This is a genomic window from Nostoc sp. (assembly GCF_036917815.1).
Lineage (GTDB): Bacteria > Cyanobacteriota > Cyanobacteriia > Cyanobacteriales > Nostocaceae > Nostoc.
Window position 1 is genome coordinate 203,624 of sequence record NZ_JBALEK010000089.1, and the last position, 15,626, is coordinate 219,249.

At 41.8% G+C, this 15,626-nt stretch carries 19 protein-coding genes and 1 pseudogene; 5 read left to right on the top strand and 15 right to left on the bottom strand.

Features of this window, described 5'->3' with window-relative positions; all coding sequences use genetic code 11:
- Positions 1-19: 19 nt before the first annotated feature.
- The 4 genes from V7K97_RS27610 to V7K97_RS27625 all read right to left on the bottom strand — a co-directional run bounded on the left by V7K97_RS27610 (position 20) and on the right by V7K97_RS27625 (position 3,333).
- Complete coding sequence (locus V7K97_RS27610; RefSeq protein WP_334804158.1) at positions 20-853, bottom strand: metallophosphoesterase; 834 nt, start codon at positions 851-853, stop codon at positions 20-22.
- 223 nt (positions 854-1,076) lie between these two features.
- The gene (locus V7K97_RS27615; protein WP_334804159.1) at positions 1,077-1,910 is read right to left on the bottom strand and encodes a metallophosphoesterase; all 834 of its coding nucleotides are present in this window, start codon (positions 1,908-1,910) and stop codon (positions 1,077-1,079) included.
- 589 nt (positions 1,911-2,499) lie between these two features.
- The gene (locus V7K97_RS27620; protein ID WP_334804160.1) at positions 2,500-2,772 is read right to left on the bottom strand and encodes a GlsB/YeaQ/YmgE family stress response membrane protein; all 273 of its coding nucleotides are present in this window, start codon (positions 2,770-2,772) and stop codon (positions 2,500-2,502) included.
- A gap of 276 nt (positions 2,773-3,048) precedes the next feature.
- Positions 3,049-3,333, bottom strand: coding sequence for a hypothetical protein (locus V7K97_RS27625; RefSeq protein ID WP_334804161.1), 285 nt, complete (start codon positions 3,331-3,333; stop codon positions 3,049-3,051).
- Between the two features lie 217 nt (positions 3,334-3,550).
- On the opposite strand from V7K97_RS27625, the gene V7K97_RS27630 reads away from it, so the two are divergent.
- The 4 genes from V7K97_RS27630 to V7K97_RS27645 all read left to right on the top strand — a co-directional run bounded on the left by V7K97_RS27630 (position 3,551) and on the right by V7K97_RS27645 (position 6,431).
- Positions 3,551-4,183, top strand: coding sequence for a bifunctional 4-hydroxy-2-oxoglutarate aldolase/2-dehydro-3-deoxy-phosphogluconate aldolase (locus tag V7K97_RS27630; protein WP_334804162.1), 633 nt, complete (start codon positions 3,551-3,553; stop codon positions 4,181-4,183).
- Between the two features lie 113 nt (positions 4,184-4,296).
- Positions 4,297-4,812, top strand: coding sequence for a L,D-transpeptidase (locus V7K97_RS27635; protein ID WP_334804163.1), 516 nt, complete (start codon positions 4,297-4,299; stop codon positions 4,810-4,812).
- A gap of 400 nt (positions 4,813-5,212) precedes the next feature.
- A complete protein-coding gene (locus tag V7K97_RS27640) occupies positions 5,213-5,749 on the top strand; it encodes a L,D-transpeptidase (protein ID WP_334804164.1) in 537 nt (178 codons plus the stop codon).
- Positions 5,750-5,867: 118 nt separating this feature from the next.
- Positions 5,868-6,431 carry a Uma2 family endonuclease gene (locus V7K97_RS27645; protein ID WP_334804165.1) on the top strand — a complete coding sequence of 188 codons (564 nt, stop codon included), beginning with the start codon at positions 5,868-5,870 and terminating at the stop codon, positions 6,429-6,431.
- Between the two features lie 55 nt (positions 6,432-6,486).
- On the opposite strand, the gene V7K97_RS27650 is transcribed toward V7K97_RS27645, so the two are convergent.
- The 4 genes from V7K97_RS27650 to V7K97_RS27670 all read right to left on the bottom strand — a co-directional run bounded on the left by V7K97_RS27650 (position 6,487) and on the right by V7K97_RS27670 (position 10,479).
- Positions 6,487-6,993, bottom strand: a complete 507-nt coding sequence (locus V7K97_RS27650; RefSeq protein WP_334804166.1) for a helix-turn-helix domain-containing protein — start codon at positions 6,991-6,993, stop codon at positions 6,487-6,489.
- A gap of 401 nt (positions 6,994-7,394) precedes the next feature.
- A complete protein-coding gene (locus tag V7K97_RS27660; protein ID WP_334804167.1) occupies positions 7,395-8,993 on the bottom strand; it encodes an Hsp70 family protein in 1,599 nt (532 codons plus the stop codon).
- A gap of 815 nt (positions 8,994-9,808) precedes the next feature.
- Complete coding sequence (locus V7K97_RS27665) at positions 9,809-10,231, bottom strand: type II toxin-antitoxin system VapC family toxin (protein WP_109011687.1); 423 nt, start codon at positions 10,229-10,231, stop codon at positions 9,809-9,811.
- Positions 10,228-10,479 carry a hypothetical protein gene (locus tag V7K97_RS27670; RefSeq protein WP_334804168.1) on the bottom strand — a complete coding sequence of 84 codons (252 nt, stop codon included), beginning with the start codon at positions 10,477-10,479 and terminating at the stop codon, positions 10,228-10,230. Before V7K97_RS27670 ends, V7K97_RS27665 begins: the two co-directional genes overlap by 4 nt.
- A gap of 315 nt (positions 10,480-10,794) precedes the next feature.
- Between V7K97_RS27670 and V7K97_RS27675 the strand changes: the two genes are divergently transcribed.
- Complete coding sequence (locus tag V7K97_RS27675) at positions 10,795-10,989, top strand: hypothetical protein (RefSeq protein ID WP_334804169.1); 195 nt, start codon at positions 10,795-10,797, stop codon at positions 10,987-10,989.
- Between the two features lie 68 nt (positions 10,990-11,057).
- Here the strand turns inward: V7K97_RS27675 and V7K97_RS27680 are convergent, their stop codons facing one another.
- The 7 genes and pseudogenes from V7K97_RS27680 to V7K97_RS27710 all read right to left on the bottom strand — a co-directional run.
- Positions 11,058-11,297 carry a hypothetical protein gene (locus V7K97_RS27680; protein ID WP_334804170.1) on the bottom strand — a complete coding sequence of 80 codons (240 nt, stop codon included), beginning with the start codon at positions 11,295-11,297 and terminating at the stop codon, positions 11,058-11,060.
- A gap of 383 nt (positions 11,298-11,680) precedes the next feature.
- Positions 11,681-13,516: a signal peptide peptidase SppA gene (gene sppA / locus V7K97_RS27685; RefSeq protein ID WP_334804171.1), complete on the bottom strand. Its 1,836-nt coding sequence runs from the start codon at positions 13,514-13,516 to the stop codon at positions 11,681-11,683.
- A 335-nt stretch (positions 13,517-13,851) separates the two neighbouring features.
- Complete coding sequence (locus V7K97_RS27690) at positions 13,852-13,974, bottom strand: hypothetical protein (protein WP_334804172.1); 123 nt, start codon at positions 13,972-13,974, stop codon at positions 13,852-13,854.
- A 479-nt stretch (positions 13,975-14,453) separates the two neighbouring features.
- The gene (locus V7K97_RS27695) at positions 14,454-14,642 is read right to left on the bottom strand and encodes a hypothetical protein (protein WP_334804173.1); all 189 of its coding nucleotides are present in this window, start codon (positions 14,640-14,642) and stop codon (positions 14,454-14,456) included.
- A gap of 52 nt (positions 14,643-14,694) precedes the next feature.
- Positions 14,695-14,958, bottom strand: a complete 264-nt coding sequence (locus V7K97_RS27700; protein ID WP_334804174.1) for a type II toxin-antitoxin system RelE family toxin — start codon at positions 14,956-14,958, stop codon at positions 14,695-14,697.
- Positions 14,951-15,229, bottom strand: coding sequence for a hypothetical protein (locus V7K97_RS27705; protein ID WP_334804175.1), 279 nt, complete (start codon positions 15,227-15,229; stop codon positions 14,951-14,953). The genes V7K97_RS27700 and V7K97_RS27705 overlap by 8 nt, the downstream gene beginning before the upstream one ends.
- Positions 15,230-15,295: 66 nt before the next feature.
- Positions 15,296-15,626, bottom strand: a pseudogene (locus tag V7K97_RS27710) (hypothetical protein); the annotation flags it as partial.

A 15,626-nucleotide genomic window follows, 5' to 3' on the forward strand; every position in this document is an offset into this window, starting at 1 on the left:
AATGACCAATGACCAATGACTAATGACGAATTAAGGTAATTACAGTCACTTCTGGCGGACAAAATAAACGTCCTGGGCGGTAAGTTCCTAAACCACGATTGACATATAGTTGATTTTGTTCCACCTGGTGAAACCCTTGCGCCCATTCCCAATATCGCACCACTTTCGAGCAGTCTCCGAAGAAAAATGTTACCCAACGCCTTAATTTTTTGGGAATTTGTTTGAGTAGCTTTTTGTAATGGAGTACTACAGGCCCAATGCCCGGAATTACAATGTGGCCACCGTGGGTATGACCAGATAGTTGCAAATCTACACGCCATCGTTGCAATATCTTGGCTGTATCTGGGTTATGGGATAAAACAATGCGGGGTGTAACAGAGTCTAGTTGATTCATGACTCGTGCGGGGTAAAATTCCTGTGACCAATAATCAGCTAGTCCTACTAGTGGTAATTCTTTTCCGAGTGGATAGGCGATTTCATTCCAAAGCACATGCACCCCAATGCTAGTTAACGCCTGCGTCACTTCTACCTTGGAGTGGCTGTAATAGATATCGTGGTTCCCAAGTACGGCGTAGATACCACAGCGACTTTGCAAATGCTTGAGTCGAAGCACCAATTGGTGAATCGGCGTGGGATCGTCAGTTACGTAGTCACCAGTTAATAGAATTAAATCTGGTTCAGCTTCGTTAGTAAGTGCGATCGCTCTTTCTAGCATATCTTCCGACAGTCGCAAACCATCATAGTGAAAATCTGACAACTGCACTAACGTTGTACCTTGTAAAGATGCAGGAAGTTCTGCAATCTTAACCGTTATTTTATCTACTCTTAAATGTCCCGTAAACAACCAATGCATAAGCTAACCGATACTCCTCATACCAGCGCTTACAGCTTACCAAAAATAAAAATGTAACTTGATAAAATGCAATAATTTATGTCATCTACTCCAGATAAAATTAATTGATTGATTTAAATTATGTTATCTGATGAAACTAAGCAGGTTTTGCCGGAGTTTGCAGGTACTTATTAGCCAAAATACCTGCTATGATTGCGTTCTTTTATTTTCAATTTGGAATGACTTACTCACCTTGTAGCGTGATTATAGTCACTTCTGGGCGACAAAATAAGCGTCCTGGGAGGTAAGTTCCCAAACCACGATTGACATATAGCTGATTTTTTCCTACCCGATGGAAACCCTGTGCCCATTCCCAATGGTTGACTACAGAAACATCTACTTGTAAAAAGGGAACTCTACGCCGCACTTTTCTGGGTATTTTTTCCACAAGCTTTTCGTAAAACAACGCCACGGGGCCAATTCCGGGAATCACGATTTGACCACCGTGAGTATGACCAGATAATTGTAAATCGACTCGCCATGCTTGTAATATCTCTGCCGTATCTGGATTGTGAGATAAAACGATGCAGGGTGTGTCGGGGTTTAGCTGGTTCATAACTGGTACCGGATTAAATTCCTTTGACCAACTATCCGCTAGTCCGACGAGTGGTAATTCTTTTCCTAGTGGATAGGCGATTTCGTTCCAAAGGACGTGAATTCCAATGCTAGTCAGGGCTTTTGTTATTTCTGCTTTTGCGTGTTTGTGATAGAATATATCGTGATTGCCAAGAACAGCATAAATACCACTGCGACTTTGCAGATGTTTAAGTCGAAGTACCAGTTGGTGAATCGGCATCGGATCGTCAGTTACGTAATCACCAGTTAATAAAATTAAATCTGGTTTAGCTTCGTTAGTAACTGCGATCGCTTTTTCTAGCATATCTTCCGACAGCCGCAAACCATCATAGTGAAAATCTGACAACTGCACCAGCTTCTTACCTTGCAACGATACAGGCAATCCTGCAATGTTAACCGTCAATTTTTCTGTACTCAACGGCCCAGATAACAACCAGTGCATAAGACGTTCAATAAACTTTAATCATAGCGCTTACAGCTTAACGAAACATTGTCGGATTGTGTGTAGCGACTAGTGCAACTTGTTGAAAATTTCATAAAATCTGTAGGTTCTAGGGTATTTATATTTATTTAAATTAGAAGTAACTTTGCTGTCACTCACTTTAGGCTTTGGATTTAGATCCCCAACTTATTCAATAAGTAGGGAATCTGGACAGCAACTTTTGCTTAATTAATTACTATTTCGTCTTACTAGTGGTCTGTCAAATTCATTTTGACGGTTAGAGAGACGCGATAAATCGCCGTCTCTACAGAAAATTTATTCGTCAATTAGTTCTTGACAGACTACTAGTGCTAATTTTAATAATTTTGCAATCAAAAAAATAACGCCTACCTGTAATCGTGGTGACGCTATTTTTTTAATTTAAACCACAACTAAAAATAGTTAAATGAATTTGCTAAATATTCGTTATTTACAGGAGTTACGCAAATAATAACCGAAACAGCGATTTTCTTCTTAAGGGCAATTGATAAATTGCCCCTACCAGGTGTAGTTTTGCGTAAGTCCTAATTGATTCACCGCAATTTTATTTTTATACAGCACTGCGGTTATTTAACAAGTTCCACAAGAAAACTGCGACAATTGCACCAAGAACTGCTACTGCAATACCTGGAATGCTAAAAGTAGGAGCTGCTAGAGCTAAAGTTCCCGTACTGAAGAATACACCTAAACTACCGCCAACGAAAGCACCGATGATTCCTAATAATATTGTTCCTAGAATCCCGCCACCTTGATGACCGGGGTAGATAGCTTTTGCGATCGCACCAGCAATTAGACCTAAAACAATCCAAGCAAGAATATTCATTGTTGTTAAGTTGGTAAACATTTTCGACTTACAAATACATATTAACTATGTTCATTCCTGAATCCATCTACCATCAGAATTAATTAAGAATATCCATAAGGAATAGTTAATTACTACTAGGTTTTTTGATATATAACCCAATTAAGGTAGATAATCAATTAAAAAAAAGCTCCTAGTAGGTCTTTAACTAGGAGCTGATCAAACTATTGCTTGGTAATTGCAGTATATGCCTTTTTAATTAGCTCTCTCCTCTACTAGAAGAATTAAGCTGAGTTTTCAAAGACTGTCTCTAAAGTAATGTAAAGAAAGCAAAATCAGGCGATTGAGACGATGGCTGATAAATGGGAATAGTCTGCGGTAAGACCAATGCATACTTAGGAAAATCAGACTTACCAAGGTCAGCAGCATAACGCCCAGAATCGTTGTATATGACTTAGTGTGCCACCAAAATCCATTTGCACGTAGTCGCACAAGCTTCCACAGGTTGCCTATATCCACGCTTTCGGAATCATGAATAGTGATTGATAAGGATGCTGCTGTGTTTTTTCCTGCAATTGTCATTTTAATTACTCCTTTATACCCAAACGCTGAGGCATTTAATTATAAATTACGGTAAGTCGATAGATTTACTGTTATTTATGTACAATATCTCATAGCTTGATGCAAGAAGCAAGTTTTAAGGGAATTGGGGATTGAGGACTGGGTATTAGTATTGAAAATTAGGTGTTTACTAGAGTTAAAACTATTCTCTAGTCCCAATTCCTAGTCCCCAGTTAAAATGCCTAATCAAATTTGGTTATCACAGTTGCAAAAACACCGAGCGATCGCAGTCATCCGCGCCCCTAAAATTGAAGTGGGACAGCAAATGGCAATGGCTGTAGCATCTGGGGGAATGCAGCTAATTGAGATTACCTGGAATAGCGATCGCGCTGGGGAATTAATCAGTCAACTACGCTCAAAATTACCAGGCTGTATCATTGGCACTGGTACGCTATTCAATGTGCAGCAGTTAGAAGAAGCGATCGCATCTGGTGCCCAATTTCTCTTCACACCCCACGTTGATCTGAAAATGATTCAAGCAGCCCAAGAACAAAATGTGCCTATCATACCAGGAGCTATGACTCCCACAGAAATTGTTACCGCCTGGAGTCAGGGTGCTAGTTGTGTAAAAGTGTTTCCCGTGCAAGCAGTGGGAGGGGCTGATTATATCAGAAGTTTGCAAGGGCCACTGGGTCAGATTCCCTTAATTCCTACTGGCGGCGTGACTCTAGAAAATGCGAAAGAATTTTTACAAGCCGGAGCGATCGCTGTTGGTTTGAGCGGTGAATTATTTCCCAAAAAGCTTGTCACAGAAGGAAATTGGCCAGCGATCGCAACTCAGGCAAAAAACCTCATGGGACAGTTACGTTAACTTAGAATCAAATCATCAAACATTCACGTCTATTAAAGTAATAGATATGGAAATAAAAGTGAAACCTGATAAGTTTCTCAAGACCCCATTATTTGAGTGTGAGTGTATCTAAAATGAAAAGACTGATTTATCCTGACTGGGTGCGTCGCTTACAAATACTCTTCACTGGTACAGCACTGTCCTTAAGTGTTTTTACTACTACTGGAACGAGTGAAGTTTGGGCAAATTCCAAAGAGCAAGTGATTGCACAAACAATCCAGACATTACAACAATCGGATCAGCGCTGGATTCAAATTAATCTTTCTAAGCAACAATTAATAGCTTGGGAAGGTGACAGAGTAGTTTATGGAAGTGCTATTTCCTCCGGTAAAAAATCCACTCCTACCCTTGTTGGTACTTTTAAGATTCAATCCAAATTCAAAACTACACAGATGCGGGGAGAAGACTACAATGTTCCCAACGTTCCTTATGCGATGTTTTACCAAGGTAATTACGCTATTCACGGAGCTTACTGGCATAAAAAATTTGGTACTCCAGTGAGCCACGGCTGTGTGAATATCTCACCTAAACATGCAAAATGGCTATTCGAGTGGGCATCGGTAGGGACACCAGTAGTCATCACTAAATAGTACGTAAAGCAGTCGGAAGGCAGTTTAAGCAAAATCCGAAATAACAATAAATCAAGACAATTAAGTAATTCCCAGCAAGATTTTATGCTGGGAATCTTCGGAGTCGGAATTACTGAACTTGAAATAAAATATAGAAGAGGGCATTTAACGATTTGCCCAAAAAATCAGCGTAAATCCTGACGATTACTGTGTGAAATTACAAATGCAAATATGAATTGGGGAAAGTTTGCATTTAGGCATTTAAATGAGAGATTTTTTGTATTGGACTTGTCTTGAGAAGCATTAGCGGATGAACTGCGTAAATCCTGCACACAAAGCGAGTAGTAAATCTGGAAATTTGTCATGTTCCAAAAAATTACTTCGCTTCATGATTTTTGCGTAGTTTAGAAGGTGAGGCATAATGCAATCCTGGATTCGCGGTGGTGGAATTCGTTCCTCAGGAACTTTTTGTACAGGCGTGGCGCTAATGGTAATGACTTTATTCTCTTGGTCATCACCGTTAACAGGTACACCAAACTCGACTACAGCAACAGCCACGTCAGTCGATGAAAACAGCATCACTGGATATATCAGGCAAACATCCCAACCTCGCTGGATTGAAATTGACCTGTCAGAGCAACGGTTACGGGCATGGGAAGGTAATAAACTTGTTTATTCATACCGCATTTCTGGAGGTAAGCGATCGACCCCTACACCCCTAGGTAGATTTCGGATTAATTCTAAGTATCGCACTCACCGGATGCGAGGCAAGGACTACAATATTCCTGATGTTCCTTACACAATGTATTTCTACAGAGGTTATGCTATCCACGGTGCTTACTGGCATAAGCGTTTTGGGACTCCAGTCAGCCACGGTTGCGTAAATTTACCTGTTCAGCAAGCTCGTAATCTTTACAACTGGACTTCAATGGGAACTTTAGTAGTAGTGCGGAAATAATTCGTAATTAAGAGTTGCAATTCTTCCTTTGATGTATGGACGGGTGCGTTAACGAATTTAACCACCTGTCTATACATATTGCTAGACTAAAAACACGTTTTCGAGGGATTTAGGAGCTATGAGCGTCATAATAACTCAACCTCTCACATTGGAAGAGTTTCTGAAGCTCCCAGAAACAAAGCCTGCAAGTGAATATATTAACGGAGAGATTATTCAAAAGCCAATGCCGAAAGGGAGACACAGCCGCTTACAAGGTAAACTCTGTGGTGTTGTTAATGAAGTCACGGAGAATCAGAAGATTGCCTATGGGTTTCCCGAATTACGGTGTACTTTTGGGGGGCGTTCAATTATACCTGATGTAGCTGTATTTCAGTGGGAACGTATACCGTTCACTGTTGATGATGAAGTACCTGATAATTTTGAACTTCCGCCAGACTGGACGATTGAGATTCTCTCGCCAGAACAGAAACCCAACAAAGTAATTGGCAACATTCTTCACTGTCTGAAGTATGGCAGCCGCCTGGGATGGTTTCTTGACCCTGATGATTTGAGTATCTTGGTATTTCTACCAGAGCAACAGCCAGTGCTACTCCAGGGAGAAGATTTTTTGCCAGTATTACCAGAAATTGAACTTGCACTAACTGTCAATCAAGTTTTTGGATGGTTAAAAATGGGCAAATAGAAATAACTTGGCTGCAATGCGAAAAAGCGTAGGCGTAGCCCGTGGTAGACATCGCCTAATTCTCAAACAAACTAGTATCAACGTGAAAAAAGTTCGCTAATACTTTAGCCATCTCCTGGGTAATTTCTTGTTTGCCACTCATAACTTGAGAAACAACCTCTCTTGAACCGAGAATTGCTACCAACTCAGGTTCCTTAACACTCTGAGCATCGATCAGATGGAGGAGCATTGAGTGTGCCGTTGATTCTTCTATTGGATAATGCTCATCCTGATACTTTTCTATCAGAGTGACCAACAAATCTAATAATGCTGACTCTTCCAAAGTTCGGTTAACTCGATGAGATAGTTCCTGGGCTAGTGCAATAGCTTGCTCATTTTCTTCATCTGTTTTAATAACCTTGGGTTGAGATTTAGCAAGCAAACTATAGCAGTTATCGTTTACGTGAGGTACACCCGTAGGGGCACGGCATTGCCGTGCCCCTACACCTCGTGATGTAACGTTGTACTGCATCTGAATGGGAACCGCTATAGCATAAGTTTCACGGTTAAAAGTAAGGGTCATTTTTCCACTTATCCTGATCGTATTCTGCGTGCGTCAAAATGTATTTAAGATAAATTATTTGGTCACTGTAAACCAAGTCAACTATAGGACTCATATTTGATTTTTGAAATATACGTAGTGGCGTGACAAGGCTAAAATGTTGCAAAAAAATTGCTTTGTTGGGGAGCCACTGCGTTGCGCGGGTTAAGAGCGTTGTAGCAAGTGGCGTTGGAGGCTTTGCCAAAGCCAACATATATCAGGATGTTGGGTTGCGCTCCGCTCCACCCAACCTACGTTTAATGCACTATTTTAAGCTTGCCACGCCACTACACATACTTAGATTTTTTCATACATATATCAAATCGGATTCCTATATCAGATGATATTTGTTGCCTTTGATATTAAAAACAGTGAAATTATATCTAGCTCAACTGTGCCACAAGTTGATTCTCCAAAAGTGTATCATTCGTTAATAAGTCCTCAACGGTGATTCGCAAAAAGCGTTGCTCATCAACTTGAAAGACAATTTTGATGCGATCGCTTCCCGGATATCCGGCTGGTGTCAGTTGGGCAATTGTCCTCGCGCCTTCTTGATCGTTGAGGGGTCTGACGCTGGTTTCACTACCATCCAGACGGCGAGTAATTAAGCGATCGCCATCAAAATAAACTTCGGTATTACCTGTCTCTGCTCCCAATTCTCCCATAATTAACTCAATGCTGGGCTGATTTTCCACAGAAGCGCCTAAGACTAATTCCACCGCCTGACTCATGGGATATGCTTGTCCAGCTTTAATTAAAGAATGCCATTTGTGACGCTGATTGCGGCGATCCCAGTAGCGGATACCATAACTGTGGTAGAGAAAGTCTTTAATTTGTATCCCTTGGGCTAGCTGTAATGCACCTTGAGCGATCGCTTCAAAGGGACGTTCGCAACGGATTTTTTCTGGCTGAAAATACTGTTTGATCCATGTCTGCACTGCCGGCAATTGCACTGTGCCACCAACTAACAAAACTGCATTAATATCTGCAAGTTCTATGCCTTGGCGTTTTGCTTGCTGCAACAGTGTTGTCATCGACTCATCTAATAACTCAAAAAATGCGTGTTCTTTGAGGATATTTTCAAAAGTGTCCCGATTTAGTTCCAGTTCATAACTTTCAAATGTTTCATCGTCAAAATAAACTTCACTAGCTTGGTTTTGAGTTGATAGCTGAATTTTTACCCGTTCTGCCAATCTTGTTGTCAAGGGACTTACCGCCAACTCTTGAGTTTTAGCAAAGTAATCTACTAACCAGTTATCAATATCAGTACCGCCCAGATTTTGCCCAGCTTTCGCCAGGACACGCGCAGTTTTAACTTTTTGCTTTGAATCTTCAGCCAAGGACTTATTACCCCACTTGAGGATAAATCCTAGTGGCTTGGTAGTTGCTTGTACGCCTCGATCCAATCGGACAAGGGACAAATCCAAAGTACCGCCACCAAAGTCAATCACCAAGAGAATTTCCTGATCTGCCAAGCCATAACCCAAGGCTGCGGCTGTGGGTTCATCTAGCATTCGCACCTGTTCAACGGGAAGTGCTTGACAAACTTTCCCCAACCAGTGACGATAGGCTTCAAAACTATCTACGGGTACGGTTAGTACTAGAGAATCTAAGCCACCTTGCAGGGGTGCTAGTTCTTCAATTACTTTGGTGAGGAACCATTGCCCGACTTGTTCAAAGGTGACAATTTGCCCATCTAATTCTGGTAAGAAACCTTGGATATCTGCACCGATACCGCGCTTGAAGCTGCGGAAAAATCGGGTTTCGCCCTTGAGGTCAAGACCGCGATCGCGCACTTGTTGCCCTACCAAGACTTTATTTTGGGTTGCGTCTTCAACATAAACCAAGCTGGGAATCAGTGGCGGATTGAGACTTTGTTTAATTGATAAACCTGGTAGATTCAGGGTTTCTGGCTGCTGGGTGACAGGGTTCCAACGAGCAATGACTGTGTTGCTAGTACCAAAATCGATTGCGATCGCCATATTTTATATTTATTATCTCGCATGAAGAGGCCAAAGCTGCTTTATTTGTGATTATTCTCTATAAGCTACCCTGAATGCAAATGCGTCCATACGCTTGCTTCTTTGCATCCCAACCCAGATATCGATTCAGTCTGTTGCAGCTAAGTGTTAGCACAGTTAGACAATTGGCTTGTCAGAAAGCATGGAAATCATTGGCTGTAAATGTATAAAAGGAGCAATAAACTCAACAGCAGGCTTTATCTTAGTTCGAGTCTTTTTCTTATTGGCATGAGGTGCTTAAAACTCACTTCACACGCAGATGCTGAAATGTCATAAATCGCCCCAATCAAAAGAGATCGCACCTCCGTTGGTGTAAGGTATTCTCTAGATATGTAATGCTTGTTGGGTAGACGAGTTGGGGATGGAAGCCAGAATTGTCTATTTTTTCAATTATCTTGTATTTTTATATTTGGGGAACCTAAAGGATGAGTTTGAGCATCGAAGAATAGTAAATCAGGTCTTTTAGAAGGTGGTTTATTATTACATAGTTTTTCATATAAATCAGCTTTCTTCTTTCTAATAGTGTCTAGCCATTTATTTGTTGTCAGACTTCTGCCACTAAAAACGCGAACGCATTTCTCAACAATTCGCACATTTTATGGAGATTAGTTCTCAGGGATTTACATTTAGCCAAATTACAATCACAATGTTATAAGTTATAATTTTTACATTCAGGCAATTGAACCTCGAAAACCAAATACAGCAAAGCTTTCATTTGAATAGGGATTGATATTGCAAATAACCAAAATCCCTATTAGGGATTAAAATTTGTAGTCTCACAGTTCTTCTGGCATAATCACAGAAATTAATTGATTCCGATTCTTCCTATAAATCCTAAAATCACTATCAAATGTGAGCAATTCACGAGTAGGATACAGTTCTGCCATCCTCACCAAACAGGCATCCGCTAACGACATCGGTACAGACTGATAACGCAGCATCAACTCATAAACCGCCCCAGCTTCTTCACTCAAGCTCAACGGGAGATGAATAATTCCCTTTTGTACAAAAGAAATTACTGCTGCTTCTCCTCCATAAACATTCTGTAAGAGAAAACAAGCCTCTGTAACTACCGCTTCACAAGTTAACAAAGGTGGTTCAATCTGTCCAAACTGATTTGTCACCCATTTATGAAACTGCTCTCTCCGGTTGACTAAAGCTACTAATGGCCCTGTATCTAGCAGTACCGCTTGCTTCATTCTGTTAATGGTCTTTTAAGGTACTCCTTGTTTGTCGAGAGATCCCCAGGCCCAGAATCCACGCAGCCAACTAAGTCTCCTGCTGCTTCTAAAGCAGACATTGGCGTGCCATCATGGTGCTTAAACTCCACTGTTAGTGATTTCAATTGCAGAAATTCTATAAAGTCAAGTACTTGCTGCTGTTGTTCCTTTGATAAGGTAAGAACCTTTTGGGCAATAATTTGCTCTAGACCAATTGCTCTCGTCACCAGTCTTTCCTCCAGTCCCATCACTTCCAATACTGCTCGGTTAAGAGTCGATCCCCCCAACCCCCCTTAAAAAGGCTTGCTCAAAATGCCTTATTTTCCCCCTTTTTAAGGGGGACTAAGGGGGATCTCCAATGACTATCCACCTTAACCGAGCAGTATTGCCATCACTTCAAGTCTAAATCCAACTGCCTCAGTCACACAGAAAGCAGCAGAACGTTAAAAATTTTGAGATGACTAGCTTTTGTCAATAAAACAACGTAAGTGACCAAAAAGCTGATTATTTCGTTTACCAATCCAGGCGATTAACCCAGACTTATGAATAAGACATATAGCAAACCTACTTGCATAGATTATATTGTTAAACTTCCTGAGCGATCGCTGGAGGAGTTTTGTCGCTGGGTGTACCGCTTCATGGGCAATGCTCAGTTCATCTCTCCTCAAAATCTAGCTGAACAACACCAGAAATTTGCTCATGCATTAATAGATTGGTATTCTTCCAAAGCCACATAAATCAGGATGATTGACCGCGTACAGGAACCTAATCTAACCCGAAACTTCGGGTTAGTGGTAGTTCATGCTCAATCTTCATGCCGTAACTGCCATACTGCACCGAAAGCAGCCCCAGCCCCAGCTAACAATCCGGTACTCATTCCTTCAATAGTTTTTTGGATTGGATCTTGGGTTAGACACTGACTTGTAACCTTACTGTCTTCCAAGCAGAGATTACTTTCTGCCCAACCAGCAGTACCTCCTAAAATTACACCAGTCACACTACAGGAAATAATTAGTAGCAAAAGGCGTTGTGTTTTTCTAGCCATAGATGGATGTTTTACTCAATTTTGTATTTTAGACTGGGCTTAATATGTGAATACAGTTGGTCTGAATCAAGAATTTTAGATTTTTCCATAGTTGAGCCACTATTTAAGCGGGCTGCCTCAGCAAAATTTTAAATCTAAAATTCTGTCAAAAGTTAGAGATGGTAATTGACTCTCAACTACTCTACACATCAGGGCTGCAAATGTCAGCTGGTTTATGGCTGGCGAGGCCAATTCATGCGCCTCGCCCTAGTAGTGTGTCAAGTTTAAATTGATGGGTAAGCAAGTTCGTAGTCAGGACTAAAGTCCTGACTACGAACTCTTTATTACTAGTTTGACAAAGTAGTAGTTGTGAATGGGTTGCCCACTGATGCTCAAAAAAGCATCTACTCAATCTTCAAGTTGAAAGGCAAACGGGCGTAGATCCCCTGTGGATCGTTCATCTTTTGCAGAATCCCGATTTCTTGTTGGAGTTTCTGGAATTCAATGGTGAGGGGATTGGATTGTTTGACTTGCGCCGACTCAATTCCTAAAGCAGTCCGCGCCTCTTCTGTTGCACGCCCAAAAAAGCGTTCTCCAAAGCTGCTAGTGCGAGGATATTCTTGCACTTCCCAGTCTTCTCCTAGTTTTGCCTCTTTAGCAGTATAAGCGATCGCAGTATTCAAACCACCAATTTCATCTACCAAACCAATTTCCTTGGCCGCCACACCAGACCAAACCCTTCCTTGGGCAATTTCTGCAACTTTTTGTCCTGGTAGGTTCCGACCTTGAGAAACTTTATTCAGAAACATACTATAAATACGGTTAACACTGCGTTGATAAAGTTCCAACTCTTGGGGCGATTTCGGACGCGAAACTGTTTGACTATCAGCATAGCGTGCAGTTTTCACCGAATCCCAGGTGATGCCGTTGTTATTGGCCAGCTTTTCCCCATTAAATAGCATCCCAAAAACCCCTATAGAGCCTGTAATGGTATTTGGTTCGGCAAAAATGCGATTAGAGTCGCTAGCAATCCAATAACCACCAGAGGCGGCGACATCACCCATTGACACCACAACTGGTTTGACCTGACGAGTTAATTTCACTTCTCGCTGCATAACTTCGGCTGCGGTAGCGCTACCACCAGGACTATTAATCCTTAATACAACGGCCTTCACATCTTTATCTTGGCGTAGTTTGTTGAAGATTTTGGCAAAGCGATCGCCTCCAACTTGCCCATCATCACCTTTACCATCGACAATCTCGCCCTCAGCATAAACAACGGCAATTTGATTTTTGGAGTTACGCTCTACACCCAAGGATTTGCCGGAAACTTCTGCGTAGCTATTCAGGCTAATTTGTCGGAATGTTTTGTCTTCTTTATCGCTATCTGTCAACTTTTTGAGGTCATTAACCACTTCATCGGGGTATTCTACTTGATCAACTAAACCGTTAGTTTTGGCTTCTGTGGCTTCTAGTATGGACTGATTATCTGCGATCGCCTGCAACTGTTCAGGTTGAATTTTCCGACTTGCACCTATAGCAGTGCGCCACTCTCCCCAAACATCATCCAATAATTTCTGAGTTTGTTCGCGGTTTTCTGGACTCAACTTAGTGAGGATAAACGGTTCAACGGCTCCCTTAAACTTCCCTACCCGCACGACTTGAACACCAATACCGTACTTTTGCAATGCTCCCGCGTAGAACATCGGTTGTGAACTTAAACCGTTGACTTCCATCATTCCCAGAGGATTAATTATAATGGAATCTGCCACTGAACTGACGTAATATTCCTTTTTACTCCAATCACTGCCATAAGCGACAATCTTTTTGCCAGCTGCGCGAAACTCCTCCAGCGCTTTCCGAATTTCTTTCAGGGAGGCATAGCCGACGTTACTAGCTTGGCTGGCGCTAGTTGCATCCAGGTAGATCCCGACAATTCGCGGATCGCGCCGCGCCTTCTCTAAAGTTTCTACAACTTTGCGGAGTGCCATTCTCTCGTCATCCACACCTGATATTGTGTTTTGAAACACTTCGTCTGAACTAGGTTCACTATCAGTAATTTTCATTGACAAGTCAAAAACCAGCATGGACTTATCTTTCACCTTTGGCCCAGTATCTTTAGAGGAAGTAGCGGCCAATACCAGCAAGAACAGTCCAGTGGTTCCCAAACCACCGAAAATAATTAGTCCTAATAAGGTGCCAACTAAACTAGCAAAAGTTTGTTTGATAAAATTACGCATTAGTTATTAGTTATGGGGCATTGGGCATTGGGCATGGGGCATTGGTCATTTACAAATGACAAAGGACTAATGACTAATGACCTATTTACTTATTCTATGCGCTCTCAAGTGCCAGAGTGCTTTAACTGATACAAGGTGGTGTTGCCAGTGCAAAATAAGACTGTAGTCATTTAGTGACACGGAACATCTTCCTCTAAGCAAATCTGAATGAAGGAGACGGGCAGCGATCGCATTTTGTTAACTACTAAGGTGCGATCGTGCGATACCTGCGGCGGGCTACGCCTACGCCAAGCAATGAGCATCATTCACCGTGAATGATGCCTGCTTGTTGCTCGTTACGCCGTCTGTGTCAAAGCCGCTTTTGAGTCTGCGGTCGATTTTAACCGCGTAATGGTGGCTTTACGAATGCGTAGGTGTAGCCCGCCGCAGGCATCGCTTTTGCGTACTCCGCCTGTCATTTCCTATTCTCGGCTGTCTTTGCCATACTTTAACAGACGATAGACAAAAAATCGTTGGGACGAACAAGAGAGACGCGATAAATCGCCGTCTCTACAAGGAAGGCGTTTTTGTCATCTATTATAATTTTTATCAAAAAACCCGATCCGAACCGGATTGCACGCAATCGAGAAACGCCATATTTATACCAATTTAAAAAAAGAACGTAACAAATAGACCATACATCTTGTAGAGACGCGATTCATCGCGTCTTGAATTTGAACCAAGGATGTGCTGCAATCATTAATTAAATTGTTATTAGATTTTTTCACGCAATTACAGCAGTTTTCATGTATTTGAACCACATCTGTCGTAGGGGCAATTCATGAATTGCCCCTACCGCGTGGTATATTTACCTGAAAATCGCTGTAAACCGGATTCCTATATAAATCAACCAATATAGCCACAGCCCCTCTCTGCAAGCAAAGAAGGGCTTGTGATATTATTTATTCTCAGAACGGCGATGTGTGGGTAACAGGCTTTTTTTCTGTTTTTCTTGCAAATTGCTGGCTTGTTTCAGAACTGGAATACACTGGTTAATCATCCAGATTAAAACCTCGATTGGTGAGCCTCCTTGCTGAAGGCGGTTTTCGGCATTTACGCCAATTAATATTGTTTGCAGAATTAGCAAGAAAGCGATCGCTCTTTATGATCGCCGCGATGAATTGATTAAGCGATCACCTTTATGGTTTATATACCTCACTGCGATGAGTGAACGCTACAACAAGTACCTGCACAACTTCATCGTCTATAGAATAAATGACCCTATAATCCCCGATTCTGTAGCGATAGTAACCTGCATAATCTCCCTTCAGGGCTTTAATGTTGGGGTGCGATCGAGGAGTTTGTTCTAGCTGCTGCAAACATCGGGCAATTTTCTTAGCAAAAGCTCTGTCAGCATTGACATAAACTTCCTGGACATCGGGATGAAGAATAACTTCATACATCAGAGCGAAGAGTTCTCCAGGCGGTGTATTGGGCTTTAGGCGTTACTTGATTTTGCTTAACTCGCTTTAACAATCCAGGAATTGCCAAAAGCTCTTGCGTTGCAGCTTCGCTTTCAGCATTTGCCAAATAAGCAGCAAAATCAGTCAGCACCTGTAATCGTTCTGGAGATAGTTGCTGGAGTAAGTCATTAAGCTGTTGCTGCAACTCGGCGACAGAGATCAAATCTGCTGATGACCCATCATCCATCGGAGAATTATCGGTAGTATTCATTGCCTACTTCATAATTTCAAGGTTTAGTTTTTATTATGCCGCAATCACTGGAAATGATGGAAGTAACTAGCTTTTATACTTGACTTTTAACTTCATTGTGCCTAAGCTACCGACTATAAATTCAAACGAACTTGTGTTGTGAACCAAAGCTATCAAAATTCTTCCAGGTGCTTTGGTTATCTTAGGGGAAACTGTGGCAGAGGCGATCGCCCCTAATAAAACATATATCGTGAACAGAATGGGAATGCGATCGTTTTTGCGATCCCCCCTTGTAGAGACGCGATTCATCGCGTCTTCCTCCTGATTCATCGCGTCTTCCTCCTGATTCATCGCGTCTTCCTCCTGATTCATCGCGTCTTCCTCCTGATTCATCGCGTCTTCCTCCTGATTCATCGCG

Coding starts and splice junctions, on each gene's coding strand:
- V7K97_RS27650 (WP_334804166.1), bottom strand. CDS start 6,993: ATGACCCTTACTTTTAACCGTGAAACTTATGCTATAGCGGTTCCCATT.
- V7K97_RS27635 (WP_334804163.1), top strand. CDS start 4,297: ATGAAAAGACTGATTTATCCTGACTGGGTGCGTCGCTTACAAATACTC.
- V7K97_RS27640 (WP_334804164.1), top strand. CDS start 5,213: ATGCAATCCTGGATTCGCGGTGGTGGAATTCGTTCCTCAGGAACTTTT.
- V7K97_RS27700 (WP_334804174.1), bottom strand. CDS start 14,958: ATGTATGAAGTTATTCTTCATCCCGATGTCCAGGAAGTTTATGTCAAT.
- V7K97_RS27645 (WP_334804165.1), top strand. CDS start 5,868: ATGAGCGTCATAATAACTCAACCTCTCACATTGGAAGAGTTTCTGAAG.
- V7K97_RS27690 (WP_334804172.1), bottom strand. CDS start 13,974: ATGACAGGCGGAGTACGCAAAAGCGATGCCTGCGGCGGGCTACACCTA.
- V7K97_RS27625 (WP_334804161.1), bottom strand. CDS start 3,333: ATGACAATTGCAGGAAAAAACACAGCAGCATCCTTATCAATCACTATT.
- V7K97_RS27610 (WP_334804158.1), bottom strand. CDS start 853: ATGCATTGGTTGTTTACGGGACATTTAAGAGTAGATAAAATAACGGTT.
- V7K97_RS27675 (WP_334804169.1), top strand. CDS start 10,795: ATGAATAAGACATATAGCAAACCTACTTGCATAGATTATATTGTTAAA.
- V7K97_RS27680 (WP_334804170.1), bottom strand. CDS start 11,297: ATGGCTAGAAAAACACAACGCCTTTTGCTACTAATTATTTCCTGTAGT.
- V7K97_RS27620 (WP_334804160.1), bottom strand. CDS start 2,772: ATGAATATTCTTGCTTGGATTGTTTTAGGTCTAATTGCTGGTGCGATC.
- V7K97_RS27660 (WP_334804167.1), bottom strand. CDS start 8,993: ATGGCGATCGCAATCGATTTTGGTACTAGCAACACAGTCATTGCTCGT.
- V7K97_RS27665 (WP_109011687.1), bottom strand. CDS start 10,231: ATGAAGCAAGCGGTACTGCTAGATACAGGGCCATTAGTAGCTTTAGTC.
- V7K97_RS27630 (WP_334804162.1), top strand. CDS start 3,551: ATGCCTAATCAAATTTGGTTATCACAGTTGCAAAAACACCGAGCGATC.
- V7K97_RS27705 (WP_334804175.1), bottom strand. CDS start 15,229: ATGAATACTACCGATAATTCTCCGATGGATGATGGGTCATCAGCAGAT.
- V7K97_RS27615 (WP_334804159.1), bottom strand. CDS start 1,910: ATGCACTGGTTGTTATCTGGGCCGTTGAGTACAGAAAAATTGACGGTT.
- sppA (WP_334804171.1), bottom strand. CDS start 13,516: ATGCGTAATTTTATCAAACAAACTTTTGCTAGTTTAGTTGGCACCTTA.